This window comes from Bradyrhizobium sp. BR 10289 (assembly GCF_019455385.1).
Taxonomy (GTDB): Bacteria; Pseudomonadota; Alphaproteobacteria; order Rhizobiales; family Xanthobacteraceae; genus Bradyrhizobium.
Window position 1 is genome coordinate 108,546 of record NZ_JACOFR010000019.1, and the last position, 16,542, is coordinate 125,087.

The 16,542-nt window shown below is 63.5% G+C and carries 19 protein-coding genes; 13 read left to right on the forward strand and 6 right to left on the reverse strand.

All coding sequences use genetic code 11. From position 1 onward, the window contains the following. Positions 1-89 precede the first annotated feature (89 nt). Complete coding sequence (locus tag HYH08_RS26835) at positions 90-413, reverse strand: DUF1476 domain-containing protein (protein ID WP_220012836.1); 324 nt, start codon at positions 411-413, stop codon at positions 90-92. A 319-nt stretch (positions 414-732) separates the two neighbouring features. Here HYH08_RS26835 and purC point away from each other — a divergent pair, with 319 nt between their 5' ends. From purC to HYH08_RS26860, 5 genes are read left to right on the forward strand one after another with little or no spacing between them, the layout of a single operon-like run. After that, the gene (gene purC, locus HYH08_RS26840) at positions 733-1,500 is read left to right on the forward strand and encodes a phosphoribosylaminoimidazolesuccinocarboxamide synthase (RefSeq protein WP_172782948.1); all 768 of its coding nucleotides are present in this window, start codon (positions 733-735) and stop codon (positions 1,498-1,500) included. A gap of 13 nt (positions 1,501-1,513) precedes the next feature. Further along, entirely contained in the window at positions 1,514-1,756 is a 243-nt protein-coding gene (purS, locus tag HYH08_RS26845) for a phosphoribosylformylglycinamidine synthase subunit PurS (protein ID WP_220012837.1), read from the forward strand. An 11-nt stretch (positions 1,757-1,767) separates the two neighbouring features. Further along, the gene (locus HYH08_RS26850) at positions 1,768-2,022 is read left to right on the forward strand and encodes a DUF1664 domain-containing protein (RefSeq protein ID WP_220012838.1); all 255 of its coding nucleotides are present in this window, start codon (positions 1,768-1,770) and stop codon (positions 2,020-2,022) included. Next, on the forward strand, positions 2,019-2,720 hold the full coding sequence (purQ, locus tag HYH08_RS26855) for a phosphoribosylformylglycinamidine synthase subunit PurQ (protein WP_220012839.1): 702 nt from the start codon (positions 2,019-2,021) through the stop codon (positions 2,718-2,720). The genes HYH08_RS26850 and purQ overlap by 4 nt, the downstream gene beginning before the upstream one ends. Continuing rightward, positions 2,717-3,691 (forward strand): tripartite tricarboxylate transporter substrate binding protein BugD, encoded by a 975-nt coding sequence (locus HYH08_RS26860; protein WP_220012840.1) that lies wholly within the window; start codon positions 2,717-2,719, stop codon positions 3,689-3,691. The genes purQ and HYH08_RS26860 overlap by 4 nt, the downstream gene beginning before the upstream one ends. 28 nt (positions 3,692-3,719) lie before the next feature. On the opposite strand, the gene HYH08_RS26865 is transcribed toward HYH08_RS26860, so the two are convergent. Beyond that, positions 3,720-4,199 carry a PaaI family thioesterase gene (locus HYH08_RS26865; RefSeq protein WP_220012841.1) on the reverse strand — a complete coding sequence of 160 codons (480 nt, stop codon included), beginning with the start codon at positions 4,197-4,199 and terminating at the stop codon, positions 3,720-3,722. Positions 4,200-4,383: 184 nt separating this feature from the next. On the opposite strand from HYH08_RS26865, the gene purL reads away from it, so the two are divergent. Next, on the forward strand, positions 4,384-6,594 hold the full coding sequence (purL, locus tag HYH08_RS26870; RefSeq protein WP_220012842.1) for a phosphoribosylformylglycinamidine synthase subunit PurL: 2,211 nt from the start codon (positions 4,384-4,386) through the stop codon (positions 6,592-6,594). 137 nt (positions 6,595-6,731) lie between these two features. On the opposite strand, the gene HYH08_RS26875 is transcribed toward purL, so the two are convergent. Continuing rightward, complete coding sequence (locus HYH08_RS26875) at positions 6,732-7,919, reverse strand: acyltransferase family protein (protein WP_220012843.1); 1,188 nt, start codon at positions 7,917-7,919, stop codon at positions 6,732-6,734. A 181-nt stretch (positions 7,920-8,100) separates the two neighbouring features. On the opposite strand from HYH08_RS26875, the gene HYH08_RS26880 reads away from it, so the two are divergent. After that, positions 8,101-8,274, forward strand: a complete 174-nt coding sequence (locus HYH08_RS26880; RefSeq protein ID WP_027548646.1) for a DUF1328 domain-containing protein — start codon at positions 8,101-8,103, stop codon at positions 8,272-8,274. Between the two features lie 160 nt (positions 8,275-8,434). On the opposite strand, the gene HYH08_RS26885 is transcribed toward HYH08_RS26880, so the two are convergent. Next, positions 8,435-8,794 (reverse strand): DUF427 domain-containing protein, encoded by a 360-nt coding sequence (locus HYH08_RS26885; protein WP_220012844.1) that lies wholly within the window; start codon positions 8,792-8,794, stop codon positions 8,435-8,437. Between the two features lie 190 nt (positions 8,795-8,984). Here HYH08_RS26885 and HYH08_RS26890 point away from each other — a divergent pair, with 190 nt between their 5' ends. Together HYH08_RS26890 and HYH08_RS26895 are read left to right on the forward strand one after the other, a co-directional pair. Then, positions 8,985-9,218 carry a BolA/IbaG family iron-sulfur metabolism protein gene (locus tag HYH08_RS26890; RefSeq protein ID WP_220012845.1) on the forward strand — a complete coding sequence of 78 codons (234 nt, stop codon included), beginning with the start codon at positions 8,985-8,987 and terminating at the stop codon, positions 9,216-9,218. A 25-nt stretch (positions 9,219-9,243) separates the two neighbouring features. Continuing rightward, on the forward strand, positions 9,244-10,437 hold the full coding sequence (locus HYH08_RS26895; RefSeq protein WP_220012881.1) for a low temperature requirement protein A: 1,194 nt from the start codon (positions 9,244-9,246) through the stop codon (positions 10,435-10,437). Between the two features lie 14 nt (positions 10,438-10,451). On the opposite strand, the gene egtD is transcribed toward HYH08_RS26895, so the two are convergent. Together egtD and egtB are read right to left on the reverse strand one after the other, a co-directional pair. Further along, on the reverse strand, positions 10,452-11,423 hold the full coding sequence (egtD, locus tag HYH08_RS26900) for an L-histidine N(alpha)-methyltransferase (RefSeq protein ID WP_220012846.1): 972 nt from the start codon (positions 11,421-11,423) through the stop codon (positions 10,452-10,454). Between the two features lie 50 nt (positions 11,424-11,473). Further along, complete coding sequence (gene egtB / locus HYH08_RS26905) at positions 11,474-12,772, reverse strand: ergothioneine biosynthesis protein EgtB (protein ID WP_220012847.1); 1,299 nt, start codon at positions 12,770-12,772, stop codon at positions 11,474-11,476. A 240-nt stretch (positions 12,773-13,012) separates the two neighbouring features. On the opposite strand from egtB, the gene grxD reads away from it, so the two are divergent. Genes grxD through HYH08_RS26925 form a run of 4 tightly spaced genes read left to right on the forward strand, consistent with a single transcriptional unit; the run spans position 13,013 to position 16,491 of the window. Continuing rightward, entirely contained in the window at positions 13,013-13,339 is a 327-nt protein-coding gene (grxD, locus tag HYH08_RS26910) for a Grx4 family monothiol glutaredoxin (RefSeq protein WP_008139425.1), read from the forward strand. Positions 13,340-13,342: 3 nt separating this feature from the next. Beyond that, positions 13,343-13,894, forward strand: coding sequence for an O-acetyl-ADP-ribose deacetylase (locus tag HYH08_RS26915; protein WP_220012848.1), 552 nt, complete (start codon positions 13,343-13,345; stop codon positions 13,892-13,894). A gap of 46 nt (positions 13,895-13,940) precedes the next feature. After that, on the forward strand, positions 13,941-15,227 hold the full coding sequence (locus HYH08_RS26920) for a serine hydrolase domain-containing protein (protein WP_220012849.1): 1,287 nt from the start codon (positions 13,941-13,943) through the stop codon (positions 15,225-15,227). 1 nt (position 15,228) lies between these two features. Beyond that, entirely contained in the window at positions 15,229-16,491 is a 1,263-nt protein-coding gene (locus tag HYH08_RS26925) for a serine hydrolase domain-containing protein (RefSeq protein ID WP_220012850.1), read from the forward strand. The last annotated feature ends 51 nt before the right edge of the window (positions 16,492-16,542 follow it).

Below are 16,542 nucleotides of genomic sequence, written 5' to 3' on the forward strand. Positions count from 1 at the left end.
CCATTTGGCATTGCCCGGGTCCGGCTGCAAGGCCGTTATGGAGCGAGCGGCGAACGGGGTTACCTCGCCATTCGCCGCTCCGGGCCGGTCTATTTCCCGGCCTTCACTTCGGCGGCCGCGACCGCGAGCAGTTCGCTCATTTTCGCGCGAATCGCCTGCTCGGTAATCGCCACGTTCTTGGCGGCGAAATCGCCCATGACCTTGCGCAGGACGTCGGCATCGCCGGCTTCCTCGAAATCGGCCGCGACGACCTCCTTGGCATAGGCGGTGGCGGCATCGCCGGTGATTCCGAGCTTTTCGGCGGCCCACAGGCCGAGCAGGCGGTTGCGCCGAGCCTCCGCCTTGAACTTCTGCTCCTCGTCGAGGGCGAACTTCTTCTCAAAGCCCTCCTCGCGCTTGTTGATTTCGCTCATTCCTCTTCCAACTCCTGCCTGGCTGGACCTCAAGGCCCTCGTTGCGAGCGGCCCGGTGCATGCCTAGATAAGGGGCACGAATCGGCAAAACAACGAGCCGTTAAGCCGCAGGCAAGGCGGTATAAGTCAGCACCGGATGGGCCGGATCGATTGTGCTGAGACAGCCAATCGGATAGGTTGCCTGAAGGCTTGGTTCCCGTTCTGTTTCCAAGGGTTAAGGATGGGTTCCGGGCCGTTCACGGCAGCTCCGCTGTGGGTCGTAACCTGGTAACCGGAGCACACCAAATACATGGATTTCAACAAAACACGGTACATCCCCATGAGCCGTCGGCGTCGCATTTATGAAGGCAAGGCAAAGGTTCTGTATGAAGGTCCCGAGCCCGGTACTCTGATCCAGCACTTCAAGGACGACGCCACCGCGTTCAATGCCAAAAAGCATCAGGTGATCGAGGGCAAGGGTGTCCTCAACAACCGGATCTCGGAGTACCTGTTTCAGCACCTCAACGACATCGGGGTGCCGACCCATTTCATCCGCCGTCTCAACATGCGCGAGCAGTTGATTCGCGAGGTCGAGATCGTGCCGCTCGAGGTGGTGGTGCGGAACGTTGCCGCCGGCTCGCTGTCGCAGCGCCTCGGCATCGAGGAGGGCACGCAGCTGCCCCGCTCGATCATCGAGTTCTATTACAAGAACGACCAGCTCAACGACCCCATGGTGTCGGAAGAGCACATCACCGCGTTCGGCTGGGCGACCCCCCAGGAGATCGACGACATCATGGCGCTCGCCATCCGCGTCAACGACTTCCTGACCGGCCTCTTCCTCGGCATCGGCATCCGCCTCGTCGATTTCAAGATGGAGTGCGGCCGGCTGTTCGAAAACGAGATGATGCGCATCATCGTCGCCGACGAGATCTCGCCGGACTCTTGCCGTCTGTGGGATATCAAGTCGAACGAGAAACTCGACAAGGACCGCTTCCGCCGCGACCTCGGTGGCCTGCTCGAGGCCTATACGGAAGTCGCCAAGCGTCTCGGCATCCTCATGGAGAACGAGCGTCCGCAGGGCACGGGTCCCGTGCTGGTGAAGAGCTGAGAGGGATAGCGACGTGAAGGCACGTGTGACGGTTACGTTGAAGAACGGCATCCTCGATCCGCAAGGCAAGGCCATTGAAGGCGCGCTGAAGTCGCTCGGCGTCGACGGCGTCGCCAGCGTCCGCCAAGGCAAGGTGTTTGACATCGAGCTCGCCGGCGCGGACAAGGCCAAGGCGGAGGCGGTGTTGAAGGACGCCGCCGACAAGCTGCTGGCCAATACCGTGATCGAGAACTACGCGATCGAGATGAAAGCATAGGAGTTGGCGTTATGGCCGACGTCACTGCGGAATTGATGTTCGAAGTGATGAAGTCCATTCAAGCCCGGCTTGCGCAGGTCGATGGAAAGATCGACGAGCTCAAGCAGGAAATGCAGGCGATGCGAACGTCCCAAACAGGCATTCGTCACGAAATCACCAGCGTTTTCCAGGAGATTTCCAGCATTCACGCCACGCTGGTCCGGCACGAAGGTCGCTTGGATCGTATTGAAAACCGCCTCGAACTGAGCGACGCACCCGCACCATGAAAGCCGCAATCCTCGTCTTCCCCGGAATCAACCGCGAGCGCGACATGGCTCGTGCTCTAAGACTTATCTCGGGCCACGAGCCCTCGATGGTCTGGCACGCCGAGACGTCTTTGCCTGCGGGCACCGACCTCGTCGTCGTGCCGGGCGGTTTCTCCTATGGCGATTACCTGCGCTGTGGTGCAATCGCGGCGCGGTCGCCGGTAATGGATGCGGTGCGCGACTATGCGGGCAAGGGCGGTCTCGTGCTCGGCGTCTGCAACGGTTTCCAGATCCTCTGCGAGTCCGGCCTGTTGCCGGGCGTGCTGATGCGCAATGCGCGGCTGAAATTCATCTGCAAGGACGTGCATCTGCGGGTCGAGCGCTCCGACACCCCGTTCACCCGCGGCTACAATGCCGGCCAGGTGATCCGTGTGCCGGTCGCACATGGCGAAGGCAATTACGAGGCGGATGAAGAAACCATCAAGCGCATCGAAGGCGAGGGGCGGGTGCTCTATCGCTACTGCTCGGCCGACGGCGTGGTCGACGAGAGCCACAACATCAACGGCGCGGCGCATTCCATCGCCGGCCTGGTCAACGACAGGGGCAACGTGCTCGGCATGATGCCGCATCCGGAAAATCACGTCGAAGACATCATGGGCTGCACCGACGGCCGCGGCCTGTTCGCTGGTCTCACTGCGCATCTGGAAAAGGCCGCGTGATCTCGTTCGTGTTGAAGCGGCTGTCGGTCGCCATCGCTGCGCTGGCGTTTGCGGGTGCAGCGTTCGCCCAGGATTTTCCCAAGCGTCCGATCACGATGATCGTGCCGTTCGCGGCCGGCGGCACCTCGGACGTGATCGCGCGCACCGTTGCCGAGCAGATGGGGATCGCCCTCGGCCAGACCATCGTGATCGAGAACGTTGCGGGTGCCGGTGGCTCGACCGCGCTGGCCCGCGCCTCGCGCGCCGAGCCTGACGGCTACACGATCGCGATCGGCAATGCCGGCACCAATGCCGCGACCTATACGATCTATCCAAAGCTGCCGTTCACGCCCGACTCCTTCGTGCCGATCGCGATGGTGGCGAAGACGTTCGGCATCGTCGCGGTCCGCAAGGATTTTCCGGCGAAGGACCTGAAAGAGTTCATCGCCTATGCCAAGGCCAATCCCGGCAAGATCAATCTCGGCCATGCCGGCGTCGGCTCGTCGAACTATCTGATCTGCAAGAGCTTCGTCACAGCGGCCGGGATCGATGCGACGCTGGTCGGTTATCGCGGCGCCGCGCCCGCGCTGACCGACGCGATCGGCGGCCAGATCGACGGCGTCTGCGACGCGGCGGCCTCGGTGTCGCAGTCGATCAACGAGAAGCTGGTGCGGGGCCTCGTGGTCGGCTCGACTGTACGGCTCGCAACGGTGCCTGAACTGCCGACGTCGGCAGAGGCAGGCCTGCCAGAGTTCGAGGCGCAGGGCTGGAACGGCCTGTTCGCGCCGAAGGGTACGCCACAGGCCGTCATCGCCAAGCTGAATGCCGCGGCGCGGACCGCGGTCGAGACCGATGCGGTGAAGAAGCGTTTTGCCGAGCTGTCGACCGTTGCGCCCGACGACAACGAGCATGCGCCGGAATTGCTTCAGCAACTGGTGACGCGCGACGTCGAGAAGTACCGGAAGATGCTGGCGGACGACGCCAACAAGTAGCGTCCGCAGTCCCGCAGATCGCGACGAGCTATGCGTTTGGCTGAGGTGGCGACTTCCACTTCGCCCGCTTGATCGTCCCGGAGAAGGTGAACAGCAGGCGCTCGGCTGCCATCATCTGCCCGCGCAGGAAGATCAGCGAGCCGCCCGCGCGGGTGACCTCGCCGGTGCACTCGATCAGCTCGCCCTCATGGCCGGCATCCAGGAACTCGCAGCCGAAATTGACCGTCACGCCGCGCCCCTGCAGCGCATTGCGGCCGATCGCGAACAGGCAATAATCGGCGAAGGCCATGAAGCAGCCGCCATGGACGTTGCCGGAGCCGTTCAGATGCTTCTTTTCGACCCGGAAGGCGCAGCGGACGGCGCCATCGGCCTCCAAGCGGTGCCAGAAGGGGCCGATATGGTTCTCAAAACTATCGCGGATCCAGGTCTGCCATCCCATAAACTCGCCCTCAGTGGCGACATACAGCTCGGGGCGGGGGGACGGGGCCGTTTTGGTCAATTCGTGCAAGGAAATGGGCCTTCAATTACGGGTGTTTTGCCCTTAAATCCGATCCATCCGCGCCGTGCAATTCCCGTTCCCGCAAGGGCCGGCCGCAAAACGTGGGACAGCGGGAAAATGCGCCATAAAGGGCTTTCAACGGCCCCCCGATGTTCCTAAGAACGGCCAAAGCCCGCCGAAAGCCCCTGAAGCCATGAAGAACGAACCCAAGATCACCCCCGAACTGGTTGCCGCCCACGGGCTCAAGCCCGACGAGTATGAGCGCATCCTGAAGCTGATCGGGCGGGAGCCGACCTTCACCGAGCTTGGCATCTTCTCGGCGATGTGGAACGAGCACTGCTCGTACAAATCCTCGCGCATCCATCTGCGCGGCCTGCCGACCAAGGCGCCCTGGGTGATCCAGGGCCCCGGCGAGAATGCCGGCGTGATCGACATCGGCGACGGCCAGGCCGTGGTCTTCAAGATGGAGAGCCACAACCACCCGAGCTACATCGAGCCGTATCAGGGCGCCACCACCGGCGTCGGCGGCATCCTTCGCGACGTCTTCACCATGGGTGCGCGCCCGATCGCCTGCCTCAATGCGCTGAGCTTCGGCGCGCCCGAGCATCCCAAGACCCGGCACCTCGTCTCCGGCGTCGTCGCCGGCGTTGGCGGCTACGGCAATTCCTTCGGCGTGCCGACCGTCGGCGGCCAGGTGCGCTTCCACACCCGCTATGACGGCAACATCCTCGTCAACGCGATGGCGGTGGGCCTCGCCGATGCCGACAAGATCTTCTATGCGGCCGCCTCCGGCGTGAACATGCCGATCGTCTATCTCGGCTCCAAGACCGGCCGCGACGGCATCCACGGCGCCTCGATGGCCTCGGCCGAGTTCGACGACAAGTCCGAGGAGAAGCGTCCGACCGTGCAGGTCGGAGATCCCTTCGCCGAGAAGCTGTTGCTGGAAGCCTGCCTCGAGATCATGGAGAAGGGCTGCGTCATCGCGATCCAAGACATGGGCGCGGCGGGGCTCACCTGCTCGGCGGTCGAGATGGGGGCCAAGGGCGATCTCGGCGTCGACCTCGATCTCGATGCGGTGCCGACCCGTGAAATGGGCATGAGCGCCTACGAGATGATGCTCTCGGAGAGCCAGGAGCGCATGCTCATGGTGCTCAAGCCCGAGAAGGAAAAGGAAGCCGAGGCGATCTTCAAGAAGTGGGGCCTCGATTTCGCCGTCGTCGGCTACACCACGCCGAGCAAGCGCTTCGTGGTCAAGCATGGCGGCGACGTCATGGCCGACCTGCCGATCAAGGAGCTCGGCGACGAGGCGCCGGTCTATGACCGTCCGCACGTTCCCTCCGCCACGCTGCCGGTCGTGCATGCGCGCGAGGTGCGGGCGCCGATGGGGCTCGGTGCCGCGCTGGAGAAGCTGATCGGCACGCCGGACATGTGCTCTAAGCGTTGGGTCTGGGAGCAGTACGATCACGTCATCCTCGGCAACACCCTACAGCGTCCGGGTGGCGATGCCGCCGTCGTGCGCGTCCAGGACGGCCCGAAGGGCCTGGCGCTGACCGTCGACGTCACGCCGCGCTATTGCGAGGCGGATCCTTATCAAGGTGGTATGCAAGCGGTGGCTGAAGCCTGGCGCAACATCACCGCGGTCGGCGGCAAGCCGCTCGCCATCACCGACAATCTCAACTTCGGCAACCCCGAGCGCCCCGAAATCATGGGCCAGTTCGTCGGCTGCCTGAAGGGCATTTCGGAAGCCTGCCGCACGCTCGACTTCCCGGTCGTCTCCGGCAACGTCTCGCTCTACAACGAGACCAACGGCCGCGCGATTTTGCCGACGCCTTCGATCGGCGGTGTCGGCTTGCTCGACGATTTCACCAAATCGGCCTCGCTCGCCTTCAAGGCCGAGGGCGAGGCGATCCTCCTGGTCGGCGAAACCCATGGTTGGCTCGGCCAATCCGTTTACCTGCGCGACATCTGCGGTCGCGAGGAGGGCGCGCCGCCGCCGGTCGATCTCGCGGCCGAGAAGCGCAATGGCGATTGCGTGCGCGGCATGATTCATGCGGGCACCGCGACCGCCGTGCACGACCTCTCGGACGGTGGTCTCCTGATCGCGCTCGCGGAGATGGCGATGGCGGGCGGCATCGGCGCAAAGCTGCTGGCGGCGCCGACGTCGCTGGTCTCGCAGGCCTATTGGTTTGGCGAGGACCAGGCGCGCTATCTCGTCACCGTGCCGGAGACCGAAGCCGGCCGCGTGCTCGCCAAGATGCGCGGCTGCGAGGTGCCCTGCGTAAGGATCGGCACCACGGGTGGCGATGCCATTGCGATTGCCGGCGAGGCGCCGGTGTCGATCGATGCGTTGCGCAAGTCGCACGAGAGCTGGCTGCCCGACTATATGGGCGGCAAGGCGGCCTGAGGCGCCGCAACACTCTCAATCCCGTAGCCCGGATGGAGTGCAGCGTAATCCGGGACCGCTGGTCACTTGCGGCAACGCCCCGGATTGCGCTGCGCTCCATCCGGGCTACGGATCTCGTCGTGACGAGAGTCCGTGCCTCACAGCACGTGCGAGGCGCCCGGGATCTTCCGTAACGCCGCCGTCAGTCCCCAACTCAGGATCACCGTGAGCACGAAGCCGATCGCCGCTTTCACAATTGCGGGCCATCCGTAGTCGTACAGCGCGTACTGGATCCACAGGGCGATCGGGTAATGCACCAGGAACATGCCGTAGGCATCGGCCTGCATGCGGTCGAGCAGGGTCGGGCCCGGCGTCTTCGAATGCAGGAAGAAGGCGAGGATTGCGAGCAGGATCGACGCCGAGAACAGCACGAAGAACGTGCCGTAGATCGCCTGGTACCAGTGCGGCTGCGGATCGGGATTGCCCAAAATCTCGCGCTTGACGTAGATCATCACCCACATCAGGCAATAGGGGATCAATGTCACGCTGACCCACCGCCAGCGGTTCTTCGGCAACTGGCCCTCGGCGCTGAGAATGCCATGATCGAAGTTCGCGGCGCCCACGCTGGCGCCGATGAAGAAATAGCCGAAATAGAGCAGGATGCGGCTCGCCTGCACCGAAAACGGCCCGAACTCGAACCATCTGCTGCCGCCGAAATAGACCAGCGCGGGCACGTAGGCGATGATCGAGATGACAGCGAGCATCAGCCAGAACACGAACGGCTGTTCAAAGCCGCGAAGCGAGATGCGGTTGCCGGGATCGACGAGGTGCGCCGAGACCCGGTAGAGCAGGCTGGCGGTGAGGTCGAAGGCCAGCAGCACCCATACGAACCAGATCGGGCCGCTCGGCCATGGTCCAACGGTGATCGTCTTCCACCAGAACGCGGCGAAGGTCAGCGCGGGATCGGCGCGCAGCGCGATCGCGTAATAAGCGAGTGGAATCACGGTGAAGGCCGCGATCGCGAACGGCAGCCCGAGCCGCAACAGCCGGTCGCGCAGGAACACCGATGGCGCCTTGCGCGCGATGCCGGGCCAGGTGAAGAGGCCCGACAGGAAGAAGAACATCGCCATGAAGAAACTGTCGGTGGCGAGCACGACCATGTCGAAGCCGATCCAGGAGGCCGGATCGGTGTGGCCGAAATGAGTATAGGGGATGACGGCGTGATGCAGCAGCACCACCAGCGTCAGGAAGGTGCGGGCGCGGTCGAGCGACAGATTGCGCGCCTTGGCCTTGGGTGCGGCGTGCGCTTCTGCGCCGATCGCCGCGGAATGTGACATCGTGATCATGGCCGCCCCGGTTGCGCTCCTGTCTCGGCCGGACTGTGCCGCCGGGAACCGGATTCAGCAAGCGCCGTTTGCGCCGCAAAAGCCTCCAGTCGTGCGCTCAGGAACCAGCTCCGCGCAGCGAAGTTAGCGTCCACGTAGAGGTTGAGGGCCGTGGAGTCGGGGCCTGAAGTCGGAGTTGGCGATGACGATCCTGAAATGGGCGCTGATTTTCTTACTGATCTCGATCGTGGCCGGCGTGCTCGGCTTCACCGGCATCTCGGCCGCCTCCGCCGACATCGCCCGCTTCCTGTTCTACGTCTTCGTCGTGATCTTCCTGGTGCTGCTGATTCTCGGGCTGACGATATTCAGGGCGTAGCCGGGACCGCGTCAGCTATCGCTGCCGTCATGGCCGGGCATAGCCGTCCAAAGGACGGCGTCGCTTACGCTCGCCTATGTCCCGGCCATCCATGCTCCTCCGCGTACGACAAAGAACGTGGATGCCCGGGACAAGCCCGGGCATGACGAAGTCCCAGCAACTACCCCACTTCCTCGATCTTCACCTTGTCCGGATAAAAGGCGAGATGGCCTGATATCTCCGCCATCGCCGGGAAGGGCGTCTCGTATGTCCAGATCGCGTTGTCGAGTGTCTTGTCGCCGGCCTTGATGCTGTAGTAGTTGGCGTCGCCCTTGTAGGGGCAATGGGTGGTGCGTTCGGTGCGCTCCAGCAGCGCCATATTGGCATCCTGCCGCGGCAGATATTGCACCGCCGGATATTTGGCCTCTTTCAGGGTCAGCGCCTTGGTGCTTTCGGCAATCACGATGTCGCCTGCCGTGACGCGGACCCGGCGGGGGTTCTGGGTGATGGTGATGGGGTGGTCGGGGCCTGGAAGCTTCATGATTTCACGCCTTTTCGATCAATCTGCCGCGCGCGGCACTTTGTCGTGCCTTTATCCTGATGGGATCAGGGATATAGTGCCTGGAAGCGTGACGTAGAAGGCCGTTCACGCTAAGTTTGGCCCTGCCGGCCAGTTCAGCTTTGCAGATCCGGACCCCGGCGCGATTCGACGAGACAGGAGCAAGACCCGAATGCCCATGGACGCCCACGATATCGAGGCGATGATCAAGGCAGCGATCCCCGATGCCGAGGTGACCATCCGTGACCTCGCCGGCGATGGCGACCATTATGCCGCGACCGTGATCTCGGAATCCTTCCGCGGCAAGTCCCGCGTCCAGCAGCACCAGATCGTCTATCAGTCCCTGCAAGGCCAGATGGGCGGCGTGTTGCACGCCTTGGCCCTGCAGACGGGCGTCCCCGGCTGACCTGACCGGCGCGACGGGGGCGATGATGGCTGCGGACAATGCGCGCGGCGCGATGTTTCGCGTCATCCTGCCGAACCAGCCCAGCCGCGTCACCAATGCCGAGCTGTTCTTCGACCTGGTCTTCGTCTTCGCCGTCACGCAGGTGTCGCACACGCTGCTGCACCATTTCACGCCGCTTGGCGCGGTCGAGGTCACGCTGCTGTTCCTGGCGGTGTGGTGGGTATGGGTCTACACCGCCTGGGTCACCAACTGGCTCAATCCGGAGCTGACGCCGGTCCGCATCCTGATTTTCCTGATGATGCTGGGCGGCCTCGTGCTGTCGACGACGATCCCGACCGCCTTCGACGGCCGTGGCCTCTGGTTCGCGGTCGCCTATGCGACGATGCAGGTGGGACGCACCGCGTTCTGGCTGTTCGCCACGCCGCGTCACCGGACCGCGGTCCGCCACAACGCGATCCGTATCCTGGTCTGGCTGTGCGGCTCGGCGATCTTCTGGATCCTTGGCGGCCTTTCGCACGGGGAGGAGAGGCTGTGGTTCTGGATCGTGGCGCTGACGATTGAATATGTCTCGCCGGCGGTGCGCTTCTGGGTCCCGAAGCTTGGCTTCTCGTCGGTCGAGGCCTGGGCCGTCGAAGGCGGGCACATGGCGGAGCGCTGCGCCGGCTTCATCATCATCGCGCTCGGTGAAGCCGTCGTCGTCAACGGCGCGACGTTTGCCGAGCTGGACTGGACCGCGGATAACATTTTGGCCTTCGTCTCGGCGCTGGTCGGCAGCATCGCGATGTGGTGGGTCTATTTCCACAAGGGCGCAGAGGCCGGCTCCGAGCGGCTCTCGAAGTCGTCCGAGTCCGGCCGGCTGGCGCGGCTTGCCTACACCTATCTGCATCTTCCGATCGTCGCCGGCATCATCCTGACCGCGGTCTCGGACGAGCTGGTGCTGAAACATCCGACCGGGCACGCCGATATCAGGACCGCCGTGAGCACGATCGGTGGTCCGCTGGTGTTTCTGGTCGGCACCATCCTGTTCAAGTACGCGATCCGCGGCTTCCTCCAGCTCTCGCACGGCATCGGCATCATCCTGCTGCTGGTGCTGTGGTGGTTCGCGTCGGATCTGTCGCCGCTCTGGCTGTCGGTGGCGACGAGCGTGATCATGATCGTGGTCGCGGTGTGGGAGTCGGTGTCGCTGAGCTCGAAAGTGGAGGAGGCCGCGGAGCATTGAAGCTCCCGGAGCGCTTATTCCGCCACCTCCAGTGCATGCACCGAGAACATCTTCGCCGCATCCGTCCAGCTCTCGCGCACCCGCCAGCCGGCGCCCTGCGCCAGCGCGGCGAAGCGTTCGAGGCTGTATTTGTAGCTGTTCTCGGTATGGATGCTCTCACCGGGGCGGAACGAGAAGCTGGTGCCGAGCAGGCGCACCGTCTGGCTCTTCTTGCTGATCAGGTGCATCTCGATGCGGTGCCGCTCGCGGTTGTAGATCGCGCGATGGGTGAAGGCGGACAGGTCGAAATTGCCGCCGAGTTCGCGGTTGATCCGCACCAGAACATTGAGGTTGAAGCGGGCGGTCACGCCGGCCGCATCGTTGTAAGCGTCATGGAGCACGCGCTCGTCCTTTTCGAGGTCGGCGCCGATGATCATCTGCGCGCCCTTGCCCAGGATCTGGCGCGCGCTCTTCAGAAACGCCTGGGCTTCATGCGGCTCGAAATTGCCGATGGTGGAGCCCGGGAAGAAGCCGACCTTGGGCATCGAGGCGACTGCCTTCGGCAACTCGAACGGCGTCGTGAAGTCGGCCGCCACCGGATAGATGCCGAGCGAGGGGAAATCCCGCTTCAGGCCGTTGGCCTGCGCCTTCAGGAAGTCGCCGGAGATGTCGACGGGCACATAGGCCGCGAACTTGCAGTGGTTGAGCAGCAAGCGAACCTTCGTGGTCGCGCCGGCGCCGAACTCGACGAGAGCCGCGTGCTCCGGGATGATCTTTGCGATCTCGCGGCCGCGCTCCTTCAGGATCGATAGCTCGGTGCGCGTCGGATAATATTCCGGCAGCTTCGTGATCGCCTCGAACAGTTCGGAGCCGGTCGCGTCATAGAAATATTTCGGCGACAACTTTTTCGGCTGCTGCGAGAGGTCCTCGATGGCCTCGCGGGCGAAGGCGGTGGTCTGCTCGTCGGGAAGATGGGCTTCGGCCAAAGCGCTGGCGTGCACATTCATGATACTCTCCTGAACGCGCTGTCCGGCGCGCATTGATCGTCGGATGAGAACTAGTTGTAGTCTGCGAGCCGCAGTCCGGTGAACTGCCAGCGGTGGTGCGGATAGAAGAAGTTGCGATAGGTGATACGGCTGTGGCCCTCCGGGGTTGCAAGCGAGGAGCCGCGCAGCACCAATTGATTGACCATGAACTTGCCGTTGTACTCCCCGAGCGCGCCTTCGACGGCCCGATAGCCGGGGTAGGGCGAGTAAGACGAACGCGTCCATTGCCAGACGATGCCGAAGGCATCGTTGAGCTGCTTGGTGCGCGCCGCGACCTCCCACTCCATCTCGGTCGGCAGATGTTTTCCGGCCCAGCGGGCGAAGGCGTCGGCTTCGTAATAGCCGACGTGGCATACAGGTGCGTCCGGATCGACCGGCTTGAGGCCGGCCAACGTCATCATCTGCCATGCGCCGTCGACCTCGCGCCAATGGCCCGGCGCCTGCCAATCCTCCTTGCTGGCGGCGGCAAAGCCGTCCATCAGCCAGAGCGTTGCCTTCGCGTAGCCGCCGTCGCGCATGAAGGCGAGCCATTCGCCATTCGTAACGAGGTTGCGGGCGATCTTGACGGGGCCGACGAGGGCGCGATGCGCCGGCTTCTCGTTGTCGAAATGAAAGCTGTCGTCGGCATGGCCGACGGTGTGGATGCCTTCCTTCAAGGCCAGCCAATCTTCGCCGCCGCGTGTCGAGGCCGGAAAACGCCAGCTCGTATCGTAAGCCGGATAGATCGGGTTTTGCGCAAAGGCATGCAGGATGTCGGTGAGCATCAACTCCTGATGCTGCTGCTCGTGGTTGAGCCCGACTTCGACCAGGGGCGCGAGGGCGCGAAGCTGGTCTTCGCCGGTCTCGCGGAAGAACTTGACGACGGCCGCATCGACATGGCTGCGATAGGCGCCGACCTCGGTGGCGCTGGGACGGGTGATGTCACCGCGATGGCCGCGCGCGTGGCGTGGGCCGGCGCTGACGTAATAGGAATTGAACAGGAAGGCGAAGTCCGGGTGGAAGGGCCGGTAGCCCGGCGAATGCTCGCCGAGCAGGAATTGCTCCCAGAACCAGGTGGTGTGCGCCCGGTGCCATTTGATGGGGCTCGCGTCCGGCATGGACTGGATCTGCTGGTCCTCCGGCGAGAGCGCCGCCGCCCGGCGTTCGGTCTCACCGCGGACGGCGAGAAACGAGTCCTCCAGCCTCCGGGCGAGGCCGCCGGGGGCAGCCGATTGTGACGAAAGCGGCGGACTGGCCGGTGCGGAAGCTTGTTTCGTCACGTTTTTCTCCAGACAGGACAAGAGAACGTTGTTGGCGTTGCCCGGTTCCAAAACCGAGGTTCGTCCTAGATAGGGGCTCCGTTACGGTATGAAAGTCCTCCCCGGTGATGATATTCGTGTCATCATGCAATAAGGCTGGAGCCCCCCAGGACCGGCTGTCGGGGGCCGTTCGCCGCCATTTTACTTTGGATGCACAACGGTTTGGGCTACATATATAGGCAAGGATCGGGTTAGATCGGCTGAGCCGGCCCGAAGCATTTGTTGAGGGCTCCGCCCCAGAAGGACACGGATATGAGCATCGCGGAATTCATCGCCAACGAAGTGAAGTCGAACGACGTGGTTCTGTTCATGAAGGGTACGCCGCAATTCCCGCAGTGCGGTTTCTCCGGCCAGGTCGTCCAGATCCTCGACCATATCGGCGTCGGCTATAAGGGCCTCAACGTTCTCGAATCCGCCGAGCTGCGCAACGGCATCAAGGAATTCTCGAACTGGCCGACCATTCCGCAGCTCTATGTGAAGGGCGAATTCATCGGCGGCTGCGATATCGTCCGCGAGATGTTCCAGGCCGGCGAATTGCAGCAGCTCTTTTCCGAGAAGGGCGTCGCCGTCGCGGCGTGATCAATGACCCGGCTGTCGCGCCGGATTGGCGGCGCGGAGCTCGAGGTCATCATTGCCGACATCACGACACTCGGCGTTGACGCCATCGTCAACGCCGCAAATTCGTCCCTCCTTGGCGGAGGCGGCGTCGACGGGGCCATCCATCGGGCCGCAGGGCCCGAGCTTCTTGCCGAGTGCCAGACGCTTGGCGGATGTTCGACTGGCGATGCCAGGATCACCAAGGGCTATCGTCTGCCCGCCCGCCACGTGATCCACGCTGTCGGCCCCGTCTGGCACGGCGGCACCCGCGGCGAGGACGATCTGCTCGCCTCCTGCTATCGCCGCGCGCTTGAACTCTCCCGGGCCAATGGACTGAACTCGTTGGCGTTCTCCGCGATCTCCACGGGGGTCTATCGCTTTCCAGCCGACCGCGCTGCGAAGATTGCGGTCCATACGACCATTGACGCCCTGCCAGCGGCGCCTTCGGTCGGGCACGTCATATTCTGTTGTTTTTCCGAGGCAAGCGCCGCACTGCATACGGATGCTTTGACGCGGTACGGCAGGCCTTGTGCCTGAACTCGCGGTCAGTACACTCCGCCCGCCATGTTCCTTGGAGGGGGATATGATTTTACAATCTGGATTGCGGACGTTCGTCTGCGGTGCGCTGATATCGCTGGGGGTAATGTCCCTGGCGCGCGCCGAGGGCACCTACGAAATTCCCGCCGGCGCTCATTTCAATCAGGAGAAGCTCGGCAAGATCAGCGAGTTCTTCAAGAACGAGGTCGCAACCGGCAAGATCGCCGGCGCGACCGTGCTGATCAAGCAGCACGGCAAGCCGGTCTATCACGAAGCCTTCGGCGTGCAGGACGTGGTCAGCAAGGCGCCGATCACCGACAAGACGATCTTCCGCCTGTTCTCGATGACCAAGGCGATCACCTCCGTGGTTGCGATGAGGATGGTCGAGGACGGCACGATCAAGCTGGACGATCCCGTCTCGAAGTACATTCCATCCTTCGCCAATGTGAAGGTCGGTGTCGAAAAGAAGGCCGACGACGGCACCAAGTCGCTCGAACTGGTGCCGCTGAACCGGCCGATCACGGTGAAGGATCTGATGACGCACACGTCGGGCGTCACCTACGGCTTCTACGGCGACAGCCTGGTCCGCAAGGCCTATCGGGACGCCAACATCTATGCCGGCGATTTCGATCTCGCCGAGTTCGCCGAACGGATCGCGAAGCTGCCGCTGCACAACCAGCCCGGCGCGCTCTGGCAGTACGGTCATTCCACCGACATTCTGGCGCGTGTGATGGAGGTCGCGGCCGGCAAGCCGTTGATCGACATCCTGCGGGAGAAGCTGCTCGACCCGCTCGGTATGGTCGACACCGGCTTCCTGGTCACGGATCCCGAGAAGCAGAAGCTGCTGGCGCAGCCGGTGCCGAACGACAGTGATTTCCGGGTCGGCCGGATCAACGATCCGACGGTCGTCAAGAAGATCCAGTTCGCCAGCGGCGGCATGGTGACGACCATGGCCGATTACGAGCGCTTTGCGCAGATGCTGCTCAACGGCGGGACGCTCGACGGCAAGACCATCCTCAAGCCCGAGACGTTCAAACTGATGGTGACCGACCAGGTCGGCCCTGGCTCGGGCGTCGAGCGCGACTATTTCTACTTCCCGGGCGACGGTTTCGGCTTCGGTCTCGGCCTTGCGGTGCGCACCGATCCCGGCAACGCAAAGCCGCCGCCGCCGGGCGATCTCGGGGAATTGAAGTGGGACGGCGCCTCCGGCTGCTATTTCGTGATCGACCCCAAGCAGGACATGTTCTTTGTCCTGCTGGAACAGACCCCGACCGAGCGCCAGCGTGTGCAGCGGACATTGAAGCAGTTGGTTTATGAAGCGATGGAGAAATGACATGTTCGGGCGCCGCGCGATCGTCGCGGCGCTCGTTCTTCTGTGCGGCGTTGCCGGCGCACAAGCAGGCTCCGAGAGGCGCGCCCACAATTTCTCGCCCGAGGGCCTTGCAAAAGTCTCCGACTACATCCGGAACGAGATCGTCGCCGGCACGTTTCCGGGCGCCATCCTGTTGCTGCAGCAGCACGGCAAGCCGGTCTACTACGAGAATTTCGGCGTCCGTGACGTCGCCACCCAGATCTCGATGAGCGCGGACACCATCTTCCGCCTCTATTCGATGTCGAAGCCGATCACGACCGTGATGGCGATGATGCTGGTCGAGGAGGGCAAGCTTTCGCTCGACGATCCCGTCGCAAAACACATTCCGGCCTTTGCCGAGATGAAGGTCGGCGTCGAGAAGAAGGCCGAGGACGGCAAGGTTTCGCTGGAGCTGGAGTCGCTCAATCGCCCCGTGACGATCAAGGACCTGATGCGCCACACCGCCGGGATTCCTTACGGCTATTATGGCGGGAGCCTGGTGAACAAGCTCTATGCCGACGCCGGTCTGTTCGACAACAAGGCTTCGACCAATGCCGAGCTCGTGGCGAAGATCACGGCGCTGCCGCTCGCCGAGCAGCCCGGCACGAGTTGGGATTACGGCCATTCCACCGACGTGCTCGGCCGCATCGTCGAGGTGATCTCGGGCAAGACGCTGTTCGCGTTCGAGAAGGAGCGGCTGCTCGATCCGCTCGGGATGACGGACACGGCCTACTATGTCGCCGATCCCGGCAAATTCCCGCGCATTGCCGAGCCGATGCCGAATGATCGCGCGATCAGCCCGATGACGCAGGTCAAGGATCCCAGGAAGCCTTTGAGATGGGAGTCGGGTGGCGGCGGCCTAGTCGGCACGATCGGCGACTACGCGCGCTTCTCGCAGATGCTGCTGAACGGCGGCACGCTTGACGGCCGCCGCTATCTCAAGCCCGAGACCATCGCGCTGATGGCGACGGATCATATCGGGCCGGAGACGAAGGTCGCACGCGACCAGAACTATTATCCCGGCGAGACCAGCGGCTTCGGCCTCGGTTTCGCCGTGCGCACCTCGGTGCCCCCGGGGACGTCGTGGCCAACAGGCGAATATCGCTGGGACGGCGTCGGCGGCACTTTCTTCTTCATCGATCCAGAGGACGATCTGTTCGGGATCTTCATGGTGCAGACCCCCTCGCAGCGCGGCCGGGTCCAGCTGGCGCTGAAGACGCTGATCTACCAGGCGATGGGGCGGTAGACTCTCGTTTTGACGCGTTTTCTTGACGCGAACCGGTCTCCACTTCGCTCG